Origin of the sequence: Streptomyces palmae (genome assembly GCF_004684805.1) — a bacterium.
Taxonomy (GTDB): domain Bacteria; phylum Actinomycetota; class Actinomycetes; order Streptomycetales; family Streptomycetaceae; genus Streptomyces; species Streptomyces palmae.
On record NZ_SRID01000016.1, the window covers coordinates 1 to 17208 of the forward strand.

At 70.2% G+C, this 17208-nt stretch carries 13 protein-coding genes, 1 tRNA gene and 1 pseudogene; 4 read left to right on the forward strand and 11 right to left on the reverse strand.

Annotated elements, in window-relative coordinates; translation table 11 throughout:
- The 11 genes and pseudogenes from E4099_RS03335 to dnaA all read right to left on the reverse strand — a co-directional run.
- Nucleotides 1-667: pseudogene (locus tag E4099_RS03335) on the reverse strand (hypothetical protein); the annotation flags it as partial.
- Nucleotides 668-851: 184 nt separating this feature from the next.
- Nucleotides 852-986, reverse strand: coding sequence for a DLW-39 family protein (locus E4099_RS33505; RefSeq protein ID WP_209446510.1), 135 nt, complete (start codon nucleotides 984-986; stop codon nucleotides 852-854).
- 732 nt (nucleotides 987-1718) lie between these two features.
- Nucleotides 1719-1792, reverse strand: a tRNA-Ile gene (locus tag E4099_RS03345).
- A gap of 76 nt (nucleotides 1793-1868) precedes the next feature.
- Nucleotides 1869-2528 carry a DUF3566 domain-containing protein gene (locus E4099_RS03350; RefSeq protein WP_135337386.1) on the reverse strand — a complete coding sequence of 220 codons (660 nt, stop codon included), beginning with the start codon at nucleotides 2526-2528 and terminating at the stop codon, nucleotides 1869-1871.
- Between the two features lie 132 nt (nucleotides 2529-2660).
- The gene (gene gyrA / locus E4099_RS03355) at nucleotides 2661-5282 is read right to left on the reverse strand and encodes a DNA gyrase subunit A (RefSeq protein ID WP_135337387.1); all 2622 of its coding nucleotides are present in this window, start codon (nucleotides 5280-5282) and stop codon (nucleotides 2661-2663) included.
- Nucleotides 5283-5349: 67 nt separating this feature from the next.
- Nucleotides 5350-7380 (reverse strand): DNA topoisomerase (ATP-hydrolyzing) subunit B, encoded by a 2031-nt coding sequence (gene gyrB / locus E4099_RS03360; protein ID WP_135337388.1) that lies wholly within the window; start codon nucleotides 7378-7380, stop codon nucleotides 5350-5352.
- Between the two features lie 398 nt (nucleotides 7381-7778).
- Nucleotides 7779-8309, reverse strand: coding sequence for a DciA family protein (locus tag E4099_RS03365; RefSeq protein WP_135337389.1), 531 nt, complete (start codon nucleotides 8307-8309; stop codon nucleotides 7779-7781).
- The gene (gene recF / locus E4099_RS03370) at nucleotides 8306-9436 is read right to left on the reverse strand and encodes a DNA replication/repair protein RecF (RefSeq protein WP_135337390.1); all 1131 of its coding nucleotides are present in this window, start codon (nucleotides 9434-9436) and stop codon (nucleotides 8306-8308) included. The genes E4099_RS03365 and recF overlap by 4 nt, the downstream gene beginning before the upstream one ends.
- Before the next feature lie 93 nt (nucleotides 9437-9529).
- The gene (gene gnd, locus E4099_RS03375; protein ID WP_135337391.1) at nucleotides 9530-10405 is read right to left on the reverse strand and encodes a phosphogluconate dehydrogenase (NAD(+)-dependent, decarboxylating); all 876 of its coding nucleotides are present in this window, start codon (nucleotides 10403-10405) and stop codon (nucleotides 9530-9532) included.
- A 277-nt stretch (nucleotides 10406-10682) separates the two neighbouring features.
- Complete coding sequence (dnaN, locus tag E4099_RS03380; protein WP_135337392.1) at nucleotides 10683-11813, reverse strand: DNA polymerase III subunit beta; 1131 nt, start codon at nucleotides 11811-11813, stop codon at nucleotides 10683-10685.
- 1155 nt (nucleotides 11814-12968) lie between these two features.
- On the reverse strand, nucleotides 12969-14771 hold the full coding sequence (gene dnaA / locus E4099_RS03390; protein WP_135337393.1) for a chromosomal replication initiator protein DnaA: 1803 nt from the start codon (nucleotides 14769-14771) through the stop codon (nucleotides 12969-12971).
- Nucleotides 14772-15188: 417 nt separating this feature from the next.
- Between dnaA and rpmH the strand changes: the two genes are divergently transcribed.
- From rpmH to yidC, 4 genes are read left to right on the forward strand one after another with little or no spacing between them, the layout of a single operon-like run.
- Nucleotides 15189-15326, forward strand: a complete 138-nt coding sequence (gene rpmH / locus E4099_RS03395) for a 50S ribosomal protein L34 (protein ID WP_125638610.1) — start codon at nucleotides 15189-15191, stop codon at nucleotides 15324-15326.
- Between the two features lie 18 nt (nucleotides 15327-15344).
- Nucleotides 15345-15743: a ribonuclease P protein component gene (rnpA, locus tag E4099_RS03400; RefSeq protein WP_135337394.1), complete on the forward strand. Its 399-nt coding sequence runs from the start codon at nucleotides 15345-15347 to the stop codon at nucleotides 15741-15743.
- Complete coding sequence (yidD, locus tag E4099_RS03405; RefSeq protein WP_135337395.1) at nucleotides 15740-16057, forward strand: membrane protein insertion efficiency factor YidD; 318 nt, start codon at nucleotides 15740-15742, stop codon at nucleotides 16055-16057. The genes rnpA and yidD overlap by 4 nt, the downstream gene beginning before the upstream one ends.
- Before the next feature lie 3 nt (nucleotides 16058-16060).
- Entirely contained in the window at nucleotides 16061-17206 is a 1146-nt protein-coding gene (yidC, locus tag E4099_RS03410; RefSeq protein WP_135337396.1) for a membrane protein insertase YidC, read from the forward strand.
- Nucleotides 17207-17208: the final 2 nt, after the last annotated feature.

Sequence of the window (17208 nt, forward strand, 5' to 3'; positions counted from 1 at the left end):
GAGTGGTGGGCCCGCCGCGTACCGCGGGCTCCTGGGTGAACCGCAACTCCAGCGGCCACCGGTCCGCCCCGGCCCGGTCCGCGCCGGTGCGCTCCACGGTGAAGTGGTACGTGCCCGCCTGGCGGCAGGTCGCGGCGGGGCCGGAACGCAGCAGCCGGGAGGCGTAACCCGCCAGCGGATAGGCCACATCGGCCGCCTCGGCCACCGGATGGGCCTGGCCGCAGACCCGGCCCCCGGCGTCGGTCAGGGTCAGCTTGACGCCGTCGGTGAAGGCGGATACCCGGGCGCCGGGGCGGGGCACCGCGACGGCCGACACATAGGCGGTGGACCGCTCGTCCAGCCGGACCCGGTAGGAACGCTTCTCGCCGGCCCCGACGCTGTCCACATAGCTCTCGCCGGCGCTCATCGGCGGTGCGTCCCGCGGGTCGGCGGTGCCGCGGATCTCCCGCCCCCGCGGCTGGTACCCGGCGCTCCCGGAGGCGCTTCCGCCGGGGGCGGCCGGCGGTTCGCCCGGGGCACGGCCCACCTGCCCGGCCGGACCGCCGGCCCGAAGCCCTTCGGCGGTCCCCGCGGGGGCCGCCCGCGCCGGGCCCGGCGCGGCACCCAGCAGCGCCCCCAGGGCCAGCGCCGCCGCGAGGGCGGCGCCCCGCCTGCCGCGGTCCCTCATCCCGTCCCACCCCTCGTCGTACCGGCCGCCGCGCCGGGTGCCCCGCGGCGCGGACCAGGGCCTGTGCTCCGGATCCTGCCGGGCCGATGGTCGTTCGCGGAAGTGAACCGACTCTTGCGAGCCAACGTCAACGGGGCCCCGGCCGCCTCAGCGGTCAGGGCCCCGTTCGGGATCTGTGGGTGTCTCAGACACTCGAACCTGCGGGCACGGAGTCGGTCGCCTCCGTCCACAGGTCCTGCTCGGCGCGATCCGCCTGGATCTGGCGGTACACGAGGAGCCCGCCGATGGCGGCCAGTGCGACCAGGAGAAGCTTCTTCACCGCGCGACCTCGTCTTTCATTGACGTAGGGGACCTCTGGCGCCCGATGATACACACCGCTCGATATCAATCGGTGACCTATACCCGGTTTGGGGCGGCAGCAACCGGACAGCGCTCCGATACGACCCGTAAGGGGAATGCTCAGCCGACGTTGACGGGAAGGGCACGGCTGCCCGGGTGAGTGGCGCCCCACCGGCCCCGGCGGGAACAGTCCAGGGCCACGGAAGTCGGCGCGGTCCGTCCGTGGTGCCGTGCGGGCTGCTCTGGTCGGGCCAACCGGTGCCTGGGCGCCCCTCTGGGAGCCGCTCGGCGCCCAGAGCGCCGGCCTGGGTCCCGTCGGATGCCCTGGGCGCCCGCCCGACCCTGGGCACCGGCCTGGGAGCCGCCCGGGCCGCGCTCGACCTCGGCGGGACCGCCGCTCTTCGCGGGGAAGCCGCGAGGAGGCCTCAGAGGCCGTGGAGCCTGCGCCGCCGGATCCCGATGGGTCACCACACACGCCGGAACCGGAACCTCCGGAGGCACTCGACGCGGCCGGCGAACTCGGCACGGCCGAGAAACCGAAGGCGACCGAGAACGCCTCCGCCCGGCCCCGTCGGTGATCGGCCGGCACCCGGCAAAGGGGCGGCGAAAACCTTTTGCCGACGGGCGCGGAGGGGAAACGCGAAAACCCCGGAAACGCGAAAACGCCCGGCCCCTCCGAGGAGGTTCCGGGCGTCTGACCTGCTGGTCACGGTGCGGCTACCAGGACTTGAACCTGGGGCCTCTTCCTTATCAGGGAAGCGCTCTAACCGTCTGAGCTATAGCCGCTCGTTCGCTGCACCGAAAGATTAGCGCACCACCGGCCAAGTCCCAAAATCGGTATCGGGCGACCGTCGGCGACTGGTCAGTCGTCCTCCGCCAAGGTCACCTCCACACCCCCGACGAAGCCCGCGGAGATGTTGTAGATGAAGGCGCCCAGCGTCGCCAGGGAGGTCACCAGCACCACGTTGATCAACGCGATGATGGTGGTGAAGCCCATGACCCGGGGCAGCGACAGGAAGGACTCCAGATCGAAACCGCTGCCCTTCTTGGACTCGGTCGCCTCGCTGATGGTGCCGCCGACGGTGCTGAAGACACCCATCGCGTCCATGACCGTCCACAGCACCGCGGAGGCCACCACGGTGCATATGCCCAAGGCGATGGCGAGCAGGAAGCTGACCTTCATGACCGACCAGGGGTCGATCTTGGCGACCCGGAGCCTGGCCTTGCGCACCCGCGGCCCGGTGCGGGGCGCCGCGGCCGGCTTGGGGCGGCGGGCGGTGGCCCGGCCACTGGGGGCGGGAACGGACCGCCGAGCGCCCTCCCGGGCCCCCGAGGCGCCCGGGGCGCTCGACGCACTGGCGGCCGTGCCCGGGGCACTCGGTGCGCTGGGAGCGCTTGCGGGAGGCGTGTACGCCTGCGGCGGGTGGTACGGCTGCGCGGGCGGCTGGGCCGGCCGCTCACCGGGCAGCGGGCCCGCCGAGAACGGCTCGTACTGCGGCTGCGGCCCTCTGGCGTCCGTCACGGTTCGCCTTCCCCCTCGGGAGTCCGCGGCAAAGCCAGGGGCGCCGCCGGCTGCGGGCGGCGGTACGGCACCGGGATGTCCCTGGCCGCCTTCGCCGCCGCTTGCCGCGGCGCCCCTGGCTCCACTCACGTCTTACTCCTCGGTCTCCTCAGCCGGGGGCACCTCGCCCTCGGCCGGCGCCTGAGGCGTGGCGCCCTCGGCCACGTCGACCTCGTCGGTCTGGTCGACGTCGTCGGCCTCGCTGCCCGCCTCGGCGTTCCGGGCGATGCCGACCACGGCATCACGCTTACCCAGGTTGATCAGTTGGACGCCCATGGTGTCACGGCCCGTCTCCCTGACCTCATTGACCCGGGTACGGATCACACCGCCGCCGAGCGTGATGGCGAGGATCTCGTCGTTCTCCTCGACCACCAGCGCGCCGACCAGCGAACCCCGGTCCTCCACGATCTTGGCGGCCTTGATACCCAGGCCACCGCGACCCTGAACGCGGTACTCGTCCACGCTGGAGCGCTTGGCGTAGCCACCGTCGGTGGCGGTGAAGACGAACGTACCCGGCCGGACCACATTCATCGAGAGGAGCTCGTCCCCCTCGCGGAAGCTCATGCCCTTCACACCGGAGGTCGCACGCCCCATGGGACGCAGCGCGTCGTCGGTGGCGGTGAACCGGATCGACTGCGCCTTCTTGCTGATCAGCAGCAGGTCGTCCTCGGCCGAGACCAGCTCGGCGCCGATCAGCAGATCCTCGCCGCCGTCCTCGGTCTCCCGCAGGTTGATGGCGATCACGCCGCCCGAGCGCGGGGAGTCGTAGTCCTTCAGCGAGGTCTTCTTCACCAGGCCGGACTTGGTCGCCAGCACCAGGTACGGGGCGGCCTCGTAGTCGCGGATGGCCAGGATCTGGGCGATCTGCTCATCCGGCTGGAAGGCCAGCAGGTTGGCCACGTGCTGGCCCTTGGCGTCCCGGCCGGCGTCCGGCAGCTCGTAGGCCTTGGCCCGGTAGACCCGGCCCTTGTTGGTGAAGAAGAGCAGCCAGTGGTGGGTGGTGGAGACGAAGAAGTGGTCGACGATGTCGTCCTCGCGCAGCTTGGTGCCGCGCACGCCCTTGCCACCGCGCTTCTGCGAGCGGTAGTCGTCGGTCCGGGTGCGCTTCACATAGCCGCCACGCGTGATGGTGACGACGATGTCCTCCTCGGCGATCAGGTCCTCGATGGACATGTCGCCCTCGAAGGGCACCAGCTTGGAGCGCCGGTCGTCGCCGAACTTCTCGACGAGCGCGGTGAGTTCCTCGCTGATGATCTGGCGCTGCCGCTCCGGCGAGGCCAGGATCGCGTTGTACTCGTTGATCTTCGCCTGGAGCTCGTCGTGCTCCTGGATGATCTTCTGCCGCTCCAGGGCCGCCAGCCGGCGCAGCTGCATCTCCAGGATCGCGTTGGCCTGGACCTCGTCGATCTCCAGCAGACCCATCAGGCCGCCGCGCGCCACCTCGACCGTCTCACTGCGCCGGATCAGCGCGATGACCTCGTCGATGGCGTCCAGCGCCTTGAGCAGGCCGCGCAGGATGTGGGCGCGCTCCTCGGCCTTGCGCAGCCGGAAGCGGGTGCGCCGGACGATGACCTCGACCTGGTGGGTGACCCAGTTGCGGATGAAGGCGTCCAGCGACAGGGTGCGCGGCACCCCGTCGACCAGGGCCAGCATGTTGGCGCCGAAGTTGGTCTGCAGGTCGGTGTGCTTGTAGAGGTTGTTCAGCACGACCTTGGCGACCGCGTCCCGCTTGAGCACGATGACCAGGCGCTGGCCGGTGCGCGAGGAGGTCTCGTCGCGGACGTCCGCGATGCCGCCGATCTTGGCTTCCTTCACCAGGTCGGCGATCTTCTGCGCCAGGTTGTCCGGGTTGACCTGGTACGGCAGCTCGGTGACCACCAGGCACTGCCGGCCCTGGATCTCCTCGACCTCCACCACCGCGCGCATGGTGATCGACCCGCGGCCGGTGCGGTACGCCTCCTCGATGCCCTTGCGGCCCACCACCAGCGCGCCGGTGGGGAAGTCCGGGCCCTTGATCCGCTCGACGAGCGCGTCCAGCAGCTCCTCGGGGGTGGCGTTCGGGTTGGCCAGGTACCACTGGGCACCCTCGGCGACCTCGCGCAGGTTGTGCGGCGGGATGTTGGTCGCCATACCGACCGCGATTCCGGCCGAGCCGTTGACCAGCAGGTTCGGGAAGCGCGACGGCAGGACCGTGGGCTCCTGGTTGCGGCCGTCGTAGTTGTCCTGGAAGTCGACGGTGTCCTCGTCGATGTCCCGGAGCATCTCCATGGCCAGCGGCGCCATCTTGCACTCGGTGTAGCGCATGGCCGCCGCCGGGTCGTTGCCCGGCGAGCCGAAGTTGCCGTTGGAGTCCACCAGCGGCATCCGCATCGACCACGGCTGGGCGAGCCGCACCAGCGCGTCGTAGATCGAGGTGTCGCCGTGCGGGTGGTACGTACCCATCACGTCGCCCACCACGCGGGCGCACTTGTAGAAGCCCTTCTCCGGGCGGTACCCGCCGTCGTACATCGCGTACAGCACACGGCGGTGCACCGGCTTGAGGCCGTCCCGGACGTCGGGCAGCGCGCGGCTCACGATCACGCTCATCGCGTAGTCGAGGTACGAGCGCTGCATCTCCGTCTCGAGCCCGACGGTCTCGATGCGCATCGCGGCGCCCTCGGCGGCGGCAGCGGCGGATGCCTCGGAGGGTGTGGGAGTGTTCTCGTCGTCGGCCATTGCTGGTCAAAGTTCCTTTCGAAGCGGCCGGTGCGGTACGGGCCGGCGCCAGGGCCGGCGGGCCGACTCAGATATCGAGGAAGCGGACGTCCTTGGCGTTGCGCTGGATGAAGGAGCGCCGGGCCTCGACGTCCTCGCCCATCAGCACCGAGAACAGGTCGTCCGCCTGGGCGGCGTCGTCCAGGGTCACCTGGCCCAGGACGCGGTGCTCCACGTCCATGGTGGTGACCCGCAGCTCCTCGGCGTTCATCTCGCCCAGACCCTTGAAGCGCTGCACCGAGTCGTCCCTGACCCGCTTGCCCGCCTCCCGGCCGGCCTGGATCAGCACATCCCGCTCGCGGTCGGAGTAGGCGTACTCGAAGTCGTCCCGGCCCCACTTGATCTTGTACAGCGGGGGGCGGGAGAGGAACACGTGCCCGGACTCGACCAGCGGCCGCATGAAGCGGAAGAGGAAGGTCAGCAGCAGGGTGTTGATGTGCTGGCCGTCGACGTCGGCGTCCGCCATCAGGATGATCTTGTGGTACCGGAGCTTGCTGATGTCGAAGTCCTCGTGGACCCCGGTGCCGAAGGCCGAGATCAGCGCCTGGACCTCGTTGTTCTGCAGGATCTTGTCGACCCGCGCCTTCTCCACGTTGAGGATCTTGCCGCGGATCGGGAGGATCGCCTGGTACAGCGGGTTGCGGCCGGACTTGGCCGAGCCGCCGGCGGAGTCACCCTCGACGATGAAGATCTCGCACTTGGCCGGGTCGTTGGACTGGCAGTCGCTCAGCTTGCCCGGCAGCGAGGCGGTCTCCAGCAGGCCCTTGCGGCGGGTCAGATCGCGCGCCTTGCGGGCCGCCACCCGGGCCGTCGCGGCCTGGATGGACTTGCGGATGATGTCCGCGGCCTCGTTGGGGTTGCGGTCCAGCCAGTCGGTCAGGTGCTCGCGGACGACCTTCTGGACGAAGGTCTTCGCCTCGGTGTTGCCCAGCTTGGTCTTGGTCTGGCCCTCGAACTGCGGCTCGCCCAGCTTGACCGAGATGATCGCGGTCAGACCCTCCCGGATGTCCTCACCGGTGAGGTTGTCGTCCTTCTCCCGCAGCAGCTTCTTGTCCCGCGCGTACTGGTTGATCAGCGTGGTCAGCGCGGCGCGGAAGCCCTCTTCGTGGGTACCGCCCTCATGGGTGTGGATGGTGTTGGCGAAGCTGTAGACACCCTCGCTGTACTGGGTGTTCCACTGCATCGCGACCTCGACCGAGAGCATCCGCTCCTTGTCCTCGGCCTCGAAGCCGATGACGGTCGGGTGCACCAGCTCGCCCTTGCGCGAGTTGAGGTACTGCACGAAGTCGACGATGCCGCCCTCGTAGTAGTACCGGACGCTGAGCGGCTTGCCCTCCTCGTCGACATGCGCCTCGCGCTCGTCGGTCAGCGAGATGGCCAGCCCCTTGTTGAGGAAGGCCATCTCCTGGAAGCGCCGGGAGAGGGTCTCGAAGGAGTACTCGGTGGTCTCGAAGATGTCCGGGTCGGCCCAGAAGGTGACCGTGGTGCCCGAGTCCTGGACCGCCTCGTGCCGCGCCAGCGGCGCGGTCGGGACGCCCATCTTGTAGTCCTGCGTCCAGCGGTAGCCGTCCGTCTTGATCTCCACGGACAGCCTGGTCGACAGGGCGTTCACCACGGACACACCCACACCGTGCAGACCGCCGGAGACCGCGTAACCGCCGCCGCCGAACTTGCCGCCCGCGTGCAGCACGGTGAGCACGACCTCGACGGCCGGCTTCTGCTCCACCGGGTGGATGCCGACCGGGATACCGCGGCCGTTGTCCACCACGCGCACCCCGCCGTCGGCCAGGATCGTCACCTCGATGGAGTCCGCGTGGCCGGCCATGGCCTCGTCGACGGAGTTGTCCACGACTTCCTGCACCAGGTGGTGCAGACCGCGCTCACCGGTCGAGCCGATGTACATGCCGGGGCGCTTGCGGACCGCGTCCAGGCCCTCCAGCACGGTGATCGAGCTGGCGTCGTACGACGGCGGTGTGGGGGCCGCGGTGTCGTCGTCGGACGGGATGTTCTCGTTGAGGTTGCCGGAATCGGCCACGAAGCGCCCTTTCTGGCACAGCACAAGCCGACTCCGGGACAGGAGGAGGCTGCGTCAATCAGTGCTTGTCGACGTGTCCCGCCAAGCCGGGCGGGATTGCTCTCATTCTACCGGTAGCACTGACATGAATGGGGGTTTGCGGGTGCCTGGATACGCATGTGCCGCCCTGAACCGGCCGTGGCCGACTCCCCATATCTGGGTGAGGGCTCCAGGGGGCTCACACCGGCACTCAGCGCTTCGGACTGTCAACCGCGGGCTACCGTGACCGGGCTCACCCGAGAAGCCGCCCCCGCGGGGACGGCTCGAACGCCTGCTCGGAACGGCAAGGCGGCGGCGGGACGACGGGAACGACGGGACGACGGGAACGGAACGGTGAGAACGGCGGGAACCGAGGGAATGGAGGGAACGGTGGAGGTCCCGCCTCAGCCGTAGGTGTCGCCCGGGCCCGTACTGCCCGGAGCGCGCAGCGGCCCGTACCGGCGGGGCGGCCCGCCCGGCCCCAACACCTTGATCAACCGGACCGTGCCCTGACCCAGGTCCTGGTTGAGCCGCGCCACCAGCTGCGGGGCGAGCAGCCGCAGCTGGGTCGCCCAGGCCGTGGAGTCGCACCGCACGGTCAGCACCCGCGCGTCCTCGTCGTACCGCTGCGGCGCACAGTGCTGCGCCACCTCCGGACCCACCAGCTGCGGCCAGCGGCCCATCACCCCGCCCACCGCGGCCGGCGTCTCCCAGCCCCGCTCGGTGATCAGCCGGTTGATCGCCGCACCCAGCGGCAGCGGATCCCGCCCGTCGGCGCGCGCCCCCGAACGCAGACCCCCGCGGCGCGCCTGCTTCCGCTGCTGCGCCGCCGCGCCCCGCGCCCGCGCCTGCTCCCTGGCCGCGCGCAGCGCCACCCGCGCCAGGTCCACCCCGGAGGGCTCCGCGGGCCGCGGGGCCTGATGCTCCCCGCTCACACCCGCTCCACCGTGCCCGCGGCCACCGCGTACCGGGCGCCGCTGAGCACCGGCGGGACGTCCTCGTCCACCGCCGCCGTCACCAGCACCTGCTCCCCCGGGGCCACCAGCTCCGCCAGCCGCTCCCGGCGCCGCGCGTCCAACTCCGCGAAGACGTCGTCCAGCACCAGCACGGGCTGCTCCCCCTCCGCGCACAGCAGCTCGTAGGAGCCCAGCCGCAGCGCCAGCGCGTACGACCAGGACTCGCCATGGCTGGCGTACCCCTTGGCGGGCAGCCGGCCCAGCCGCAGCGCCAGGTCGTCGCGGTGCGGGCCGACCAGCGTCACCCCGCGCTCGATCTCCTGCTTGCGCGCCTCGCCCAGCGCGCCCAGCAGCAGCTCGTACAGCACCTCGCGCCCGCCCGCCTCGGCCGGCAGCTCCCCGGCCGAGGCCCGGTAGTCGAAGGCCACCGGACCGCCGCCCGGCGCCAGCTGCTCGTACGCCTTGTCGGCCAGCGGCTCCAGTACGGCTATCAGGTCCAGCCGCTGCGCCAGCAGTTCGGCCCCGGCCCGCGCCAGGTGCTGGTCCCACACGTCCAGGGTGGACAGGTCCATGGAGCGCCCGCCGTGCCGCCGGGCCATCGCGGCCGACTTCAGCAGAGTGTTGCGCTGCTTGAGCACCCGCTCGTAGTCCGCGCGGACCCCCGCCATCCGCGGGGTGCGCGCGGTCACCAGCTCGTCCAGGAACCGCCGCCGCTCGCCCGGATCGCCCTTGACCAGCGCCAGGTCCTCCGGCGCGAACAGCACGGTGCGCACCATGCCCAGCACGTCGCGCGGCCTGACCTGCGAGGAACGGTTGATCCTGGCCCGGTTGGCCTTGCCCGGGTTGAGTTCCAGCTCGATCAGCTGCTGCCGGTCCCCGCGCACCACGGCCGCCCGCAGCACCGCCCGCTCGGCCCCCATCCGCACCAGCGGGGCGTCGGAGGAGACCCGGTGGCTGCCCAGGGTCGCCAGATAGCCGACCGCCTCGACCAGGTTGGTCTTGCCCTGGCCGTTGGGGCCCACGAAGGCGGTGACGCCCGGGTCAAGGGGCACCTCGGCCCGGGCGTAGGAGCGGAAGTCGGCGAGCGAAAGGTGTGAAACGTACATGCTTACCTCTCCCCCATGACCCTTCGGGTATGGGCGGTACTCCCCGATCTCTCCCGGCGGACCTCTCCGGTCAGCGGTGCTGGGTGCTGCCGGTTACTTGCTCTCCACCGCGTGGCCGCCGAACTGGTTGCGCAGCGCGGCGATCATCTTCATCTGCGGGGAGTCGTCCTGCCGGGACGCGAAACGGGCGAACAGCGAGGCGGTGATCGCCGGCAGCGGGACCGCGTTGTCGATGGCCGCCTCCACCGTCCACCGGCCCTCACCGGAGTCGGCCGCGTAGCCGCGCAGCTTCTCCAGGTGCTCGTCGTCGTCCAGCGCGCGAACGGCCAGGTCCAGCAGCCAGGAGCGGATGACCGTGCCCTCCTGCCAGGAGCGGAAGACCTCGCGGACGTCGGTGACCGAGTCCACCGCCTCCAGCAGCTCCCAGCCCTCGGCGAAGGCCTGCATCATCGCGTACTCGATGCCGTTGTGGACCATCTTGGCGAAGTGCCCGGCGCCGACCTTGCCTGCGTGCACCGCGCCGAACTCTCCTTCGGGCTTCAGCGCGTCGAAGATCGGCTGCACTCGGGCCACATGCTCGGCATCGCCGCCGTACATCAGCGCGTAGCCGTTCTCCAGGCCCCAGACCCCGCCGGAGACACCGCAGTCCACGAAGCCGATGCCCTTGGCGGCCAGCTGCTCGGCGTGCTGCTCGTCGTCGGTCCAGCGCGAGTTGCCGCCGTCCACCACCACATCGCCCGGCGACAGCAGCGCGGCGAGCTCGTCGACGGTGGACTGGGTCGCGGCTCCGGCCGGCACCATCACCCACACCACTCGCGGGCCCTGGAGCCGGTTCACCAGCTCCTCGAGGCTGTGGACGTCCGCGAGGTCGGGGTTGCGGTCGTATCCGATGACGGTGTGGCCTGCGCGGCGGATGCGCTCGCGCATGTTGCCGCCCATCTTGCCGAGGCCGACGAGACCGAGCTCCATCAGTGATCCTTTTTGCCGTAGTCCTTGCGGGGGCGCGCGGGTGGCGCGCGGTTGCGCGGTTGGCGCGGGTGAGGCGCTGCGTACCTGGTCCGAGCGTACGCCGGGGGCGCCGGGAAGCGGGGGGTGCGCCGTGGGGTGCGTCTGGGGGGTGCGGTGTGTTGTCGGCTGCGGACCGTGGTGGGCTGGTCGCGCAGTTCCTCCCCCGGACTTCGTCCGGGGGGACCCCCAGCGCCCTTGGGGCGCGCTCCCCTAGCGGAGAGGAGAGCGCGCCGGGGGGTCAGCCGGAGAGGCGGACGGGCATGATCAGGTACTTGTAGGCGTCGTCCGCCTCCGCGTCCACCGCGGGCCGGCCGCTGAGCAGCGCGGGCTTGGTGGAGGTGGTGAACGACAGCTGGGCCACCGGCGCGTCGATCGCGCTCAGGCCGTCCAGCAGGAAGGTCGGGTTGAAGGCGATCGAGATGTCATCGCCCTCGAGCTGGGCGTCGACGCGCTCCACAGCCTGTGCGTCGTCGCTGGAACCGGCCTCCAGGGTCAGCACACCCTGCTCGAAGCTCAGCCGCACCGGGGTGTTGCGCTCGGCGACCAGCGCCACACGCTTGACCGCCTCGACGAACGGCGCGGTCTCGATCACCGCGACCGAGTTGAACTCGGTCGGGAACAGCGTGCGGTACTTCGGCAGGTCGCCTTCGAGCAGACGGGTGGTGGTACGCCGCCCGGCGCCCTCGAAACCGATCAGGCCCTCGCCCGCACCGGAGCCCGACAGCGCGAGCGCCACGGTGTCGCCGCTGGTCAGCGACTTGGCGGTGTCCAGCAGGGTCTTGGCGGGCACCAGCGCCACCGCGGAGATGTCCGGGGTCTCCGGCTTCCACAGGAACTCGCGGACCGCGAAGCGGTAGCGGTCGGTGGAGGCCAGGGTGACGGTGTCGCCCTCGATCTCGATCCGCACACCGGTGAGCACCGGCAGGGTGTCGTCGCGGCCGGCGGCGATGGCCACCTGGGCGACGGCGGCGGCGAAGACCTCACCGGGCACGGTGCCGGTGGCCGTCGGCATCTGCGGCAGCGCGGGGTACTCCTCCACCGGCAGGGTGTGGAGGGTGAAGCGCGAGGAGCCGCAGAGCACGGTCACTCGTACACCGTCTGTGGAAATCTCGACCGGCCGGTTGGGGAGGGCGCGGCAGATGTCGGCGAGCAGCCGGCCGGAGACCAGCACGGTGCCCTCCTCGTCGATGTCCGCCTCCACCGACACCCGGGCCGAGACCTCGTAGTCGAAGCTGGAGAGGCTGAGCGCGCCCTCCTCGGCCTTCAGCAGCAGGCCCGCGAGAACCGGCACCGGCGGACGGGCCGGAAGGCTGCGGGCCGCCCAGGCCACTGCCTCCGCGAGTACATCGCGCTCCACCCGGATCTTCACCGGAACCGCCTCCTGCTGTTGCTGGCTCGCCCTGCTGGCCTTCGTCGTCGGCTGAGTGCCGGGGACCAGTCTGACGTACAGCGCCGACAGGCGGAGCGGCTCGGGGTCAAGTCGGGGCCCAAGGTGCGGGGCGGCTCGGCGCCGAGTTGTGCACAGGCCCCGCTTCGAACCGATTTCCTCGCTCTAACTACGTGGTCGTAGTAGTAGGGCCTGTGGAAACCGTGGATAACTGCGTACGCGCAGGTCAGCGCCGCTTTTTTGTCCACCGCCCCTGTGGGCGGAGGCAGTGGATAACCAGGGGTGTCTGTGGATCGCCCGAGGTTGTGCACACCCCATACACAGGGAAGCCCTGGTTCTCCCCAGCGCTGTCCCCAGTTTTACCCAGGTTCCCCACAGCCCAACCAGGCTTGTTGGTGTGACGCCTTTCACTCGCTCCGGTGACGGGCGGTGTCTTGTTGCCGAACAGTGGACAAGGGTGTGGAGAAGCTGTGGGCAACGGCTCTTTTGCTGTGGGCGGGCGGTGGACAACCGAGACGGCGGGTTGTGGACGAGTCGGTCATCCACAACCTGTGGAAACTGGTTTGCCACAATTCCACAGGCGGATGACCTGCCTGGATGTCGATCACCAGAGTGGCCCTGTGGACAAGATCGGGACAACTTCGGCTTCCCCAGGGTGTGGATTCCGTATCGGGCCCGATTCTGTGGAGAACTGACTGTTCCCGCAGGTAATCGAACAGAGCCGGGAATCCGTTCGCCCGGCCGGAGACGGCCCCGGAAGGGGCCGGCGGGCTCGAAGCGGGCTCGAGGAGCGGTCTTCGAGGGTCCGCGGGGGCCTGGACGGCACGGGGCGGAGCCCGATCGGCGGGCCTTGCCGGAGGTCGCGGGAACGTGTGTCGAGGCTCTGCCGGGGCCCCGGACGGCAGGGGAGAGCCGGGTCGCGGCGGAGGGCTCTGTCGGGCCCTGGGGCGGTGGGGGAGAAGGCCTCCGGGGCGTACCGGGACCGTCGGGGAGCCATGCGGCGCTGACCCGCTGGTGTGCCGGAGGACGTGGTCCGGGCGGTCGGCGGGCGGCCCGGGGGCATGGCGAGGGCGCCCCGGGAAAGTCCTCCCCGGGGCGCCCTCGAAGATGCCGCGACCGCATGGCCACCGGCCGCCGTCAGCCGTTCTTGATGCGGTTCGTCAGCTCGGTGACCTGGTTGTAGATGGAGCGCCGCTCGGCCATCAGCGCACGGATCTTGCGGTCCGCGTGCATCACGGTGGTGTGGTCCCGGCCGCCGAACTGAGCCCCGATCTTCGGCAGCGACAGGTCCGTCAGCTCCCGGCACAGGTACATCGCGATCTGCCGGGCGGTCACCAGCACCCGGCTGCGCGAGGCGCCGCACAGGTCCTCCACCGTGTGCCCGAAGTAGTCCGCGGTGGCGGCCATGATCGCGGTGGCGGTGATCTCGGGGGCGGTGTCCTCGCCGCCCGGGATCAGGTCCTTGAGGACGATCTCGGTCAGGCCCAGGTCCACCGGCTGCCGGTTGAGGCTGGCGAACGCGGTGACCCGGATCAGCGCCCCCTCCAGCTCACGGATGTTGCGGGAGATCCGCGAGGCGATGAACTCCAGCACCTCCGGCGGGGCGTTCAGCTGCTCCTGCACCGCCTTCTTGCGCAGGATCGCGATCCGGGTCTCCAGCTCGGGCGGCTGGACGTCGGTGATCAGACCCCACTCGAAGCGGTTGCGCAGCCGGTCCTCCAGGGTGACCAGCTGCTTGGGCGGCCGGTCGGAGGAGAGCACGATCTGCTTGTTGGCGTTGTGCAGGGTGTTGAAGGTGTGGAAGAACTCCTCCTGGGTGGACTCCTTGCTCGCCAGGAACTGGATGTCGTCCACCAGCAGGATGTCCATGTCGCGGTAGCGCTTGCGGAACGCGTCCGCCTTGCCGTCGCGGATCGAGTTGATGAACTCGTTGGTGAACTCCTCGGAGCTCACGTAGCGCACCCGGGTGCCCGGGTAGAGGCTGCGCGCGTAGTGCCCGATGGCATGCAGCAGATGCGTCTTGCCCAGGCCGGACTCGCCGTAGATGAACAGCGGGTTGTACGCCTTGGCCGGTGCCTCGGCCACCGCCACCGCGGCGGCGTGCGCGAAGCGGTTGGACGCGCCGATGACAAAGGTGTCGAAGAGGTACTTGGGATTGAGCCGCGCGGTCGGCTCCCCCGGACCCGAGGCCGGCGCGGGCTGCGCGGTCAGCGGACCGGAGGCACCGCCCGAGGCGCCCGGGCCGCCCGTCGCTCCGGGGGCGGGCACGCCGCCGCCCGGGCGGCCGGTGCCCGCGGCGGGGCCGCCGCGCGGGCGCTCGCCCTGCTCGGGCAGCTCACGGCCGCGCTGCTCGTACGTGTGCTGGCCGCGCGGGGAGGTGTAGGGGTCGCCGCCGTCCGGGAAACCGCCCAGCCGGGGCTGCTGCCAGGAGTAGTCCTCCTGGGCCCGCGGCCAGGCGCCGGGCTCCGGACGCGACGACGAGTAGTCGGGGTACGCCGGGCGGGCGGCGGGCAGCTCGTCCGCGGCACGCCCGTAGCCCCCCTCGTAGCCGCCGTCCCGCTCGTACCCCTCCCGCTGCTCGCGGCCCTGGTACGGCTCGCGCGGCTGATCCTCGTAACGGGACTGCGGCGGCTGCGGGCGCTGCGGCGGCGCCGGCGGTTCGCCCGCCGAGTCGTCGACCGTGATCGCGATCCGGATCGGCCGCCCGCACTCGCGGCTGAGGGTGTCGCTGATCAGCGGTGACAGCCGGCCTTCCAGTACGCCCTTGGCGAACTCGTTGGGCACCGCCAGCAGAGCGGTGTCGGCGACCAGGGCCAGCGGCTGGCATCGCTTGATCCAGTGCTCGTCCTTGGCCTCCACGCCGTGGCCGCGGCCTTCGCCGAGCAGCTGCTCCAGCACGCGTGGCCACACTGCGGCAAGATCGGCAGGTACGTCAGCCACAGGGCACGCTCTCTCACTCAGGGCGGGGGACGCCGACAGGTCCCACGAATGTGTGGTTCTTGGGACGGGCGGGTAGGAATCGGAGCCCAGCCACGGTAGTCAGGCTGAGGTGCGCGGTTCAAGTCGTTGTCCACAGGGTGTGTACAAATGTGCCATGCGAGGCCGCCAGGTGCCCTATCGGCCTGGTGAGAGACGGGTTCCCAGGCTTGCTGGGCCGTCGGTTTGACCGGAAGACGCGGCCCCGCGTACCGTAACCAGGTCGAGTTGTCGATGGCTGCTGCCGCCTGCCTCCGATGGGCAAGGCCACGTTCCGTGGCTATGAAGCGGTGCACTCGGGCGTATTGCGAGCTACTCGTGGGCGCACGGTGACAGCCAGGCGATGTCCCGCCACCACCGAATCATTTCTGGAGCCCCCGAGTGAGCAAGCGCACCTTCCAGCCGAACAACCGCCGCCGCGCTAAGACCCACGGCTTCCGGCTGCGCATGCGTACCCGTGCCGGCCGCGCGATCCTCGCAGCTCGCCGTGGCAAGGGTCGCGCGCGCCTGTCCGCCTGATCAGCATCAGGTCATGACGTGCTGCCTACCGAGCATCGGCTGAGGCGGCGCGAGGACTTCGCGACCGCGGTACGCCGAGGACGCAGGGCCGGGCGCCCGCTCCTCGTCGTCCATCTTCGCAGCGGATCAACGGACCCGCACGCACCTGGGGAGAGTGCTCTCCCGGTGCGTGCGGGTTTCGTCGTGAGCAAGGCGATCGGCGGTGCGGTGGTCCGCAACCTGGTCAAGCGGAGGCTGCGCCATCTCATACGCGACCGCCTGGATGGGCTGCCCCCAGGTAGCCTGGTGGTCGTAAGGGCGCTGCCCGGCGCGGGCGAGGCAAGCCACGACGCGCTGGCCCGAGACCTCGACGCCGCGTTGCAGCGGCTGCTGGCTGGGATCACCCCTACCGAAGGTAAGGGGAGGGCGCCGCGATGAAGTACCCACTGCTCTGGCTGATCAAGCTCTACCAGTGGACCATCAGCCCACTGCTGGGACCGGTCTGCAAGTACTACCCGTCGTGTTCGCACTATGGCTACACGGCCATCGACCGGCACGGCGCGGTGAAAGGGACGGCGCTGACCGCCTGGCGCATCCTGCGCTGCAACCCCTGGTCGCTCGGTGGGGTCGACCACGTCCCTCCCCGGAAGCGTCCGGTCTGGCACCAGCGGCTGAGGAGCCGCTTCGGCGGGCACCATGAAGCCCCGCCTGCCGCACAGCCCGAGACTCAGCCCAACGCCCAAGGAGTCTGATTCGTGGACACGGTCCTCGGTCCTCTCTATTACGCAGTTTCCTGGATCATCGTCCAGTTCCACTCGTTCTACAGCCTCATCTTCGCGGCGAACAGTGGCTGGGCCTGGGGTCTGTCCATCGTCTCCCTGGTGGTCTTGATCCGTATCTGCCTGATCCCGCTCTTCGTGAAGCAGATCAAGGCGACGCGGAACATGCAGGCGCTCCAGCCGAAGATGAAGGCGATCCAGGAGCGCTACAAGTCCGACCGGCAGCGCCAGTCGGAAGAGATGATGAAGCTCTACAAGGAGACGGGTACCAACCCGCTCGCGAGCTGCCTTCCGATTCTGGCCCAGTCGCCCTTCTTCCTCGCGCTGTACCAGGTCCTCAACAAGATCGCCAACGGTCACACGGTCGGGTTCATCAACCAGTCGCTGCTGGAGAGCGCGCGTGACGCCCACATCTTCGGCGCCCCGCTCTCGGTGAAGTTCACCTCCAGCGCGGACAAGGTCGCCTCGCTGGGCGCCTCGCTGACCGATGTGCGCGTGGTCACGATCACCATGATCGTGCTGATGTCGGCCTCGCAGTTCTTCACCCAGCGCCAGCTGATGACGAAGAACGTCGACCTCACCGTGAAGACGCCGTTCATGCAGCAGCAGAAGATGCTGATGTACGTCTTCCCGGTCATGTTCGCCGTCTTCGGCATCAACTTCCCGGTCGGTGTCCTGGTCTACTGGCTGACCACCAACGTCTGGACCATGGGCCAGCAGATGTTCGTCATCCGCCGGAACCCGACCCCGGGCAGCGTCGCCTACAAGAACCGCCAGGAGCGGCTGCGGGCCAAGGGCAAGATCAAGGAAGAGCCGGCCGAGGTCGAGGCGAAGAAGGCCGCCGAGGAGGCGCGCGCCAACCGGCAGCAGCCCAAGCGGCAGACCAAGGCCAAGCGGCAGACCGCTCCCCAGCCGTCCGGCAGCCAGCAGCAGCGGTCCCGGGCGCAGAGCCGCCCCGCTTCCGAGAAGACCGGTGACTCCCCGTCGCTGGAGAAGACCTCCGAGAAGAAGAACGGTGCGCAGGGCGGCAAGTCGTCCGGCGGCTCCGCTTCCGGCTCCCGTAACGCCAAGTCCGGGCAGCGCAAGGGCCAGCAGCGGCCCAAGCACCCGTCCAAGAAGTAAGA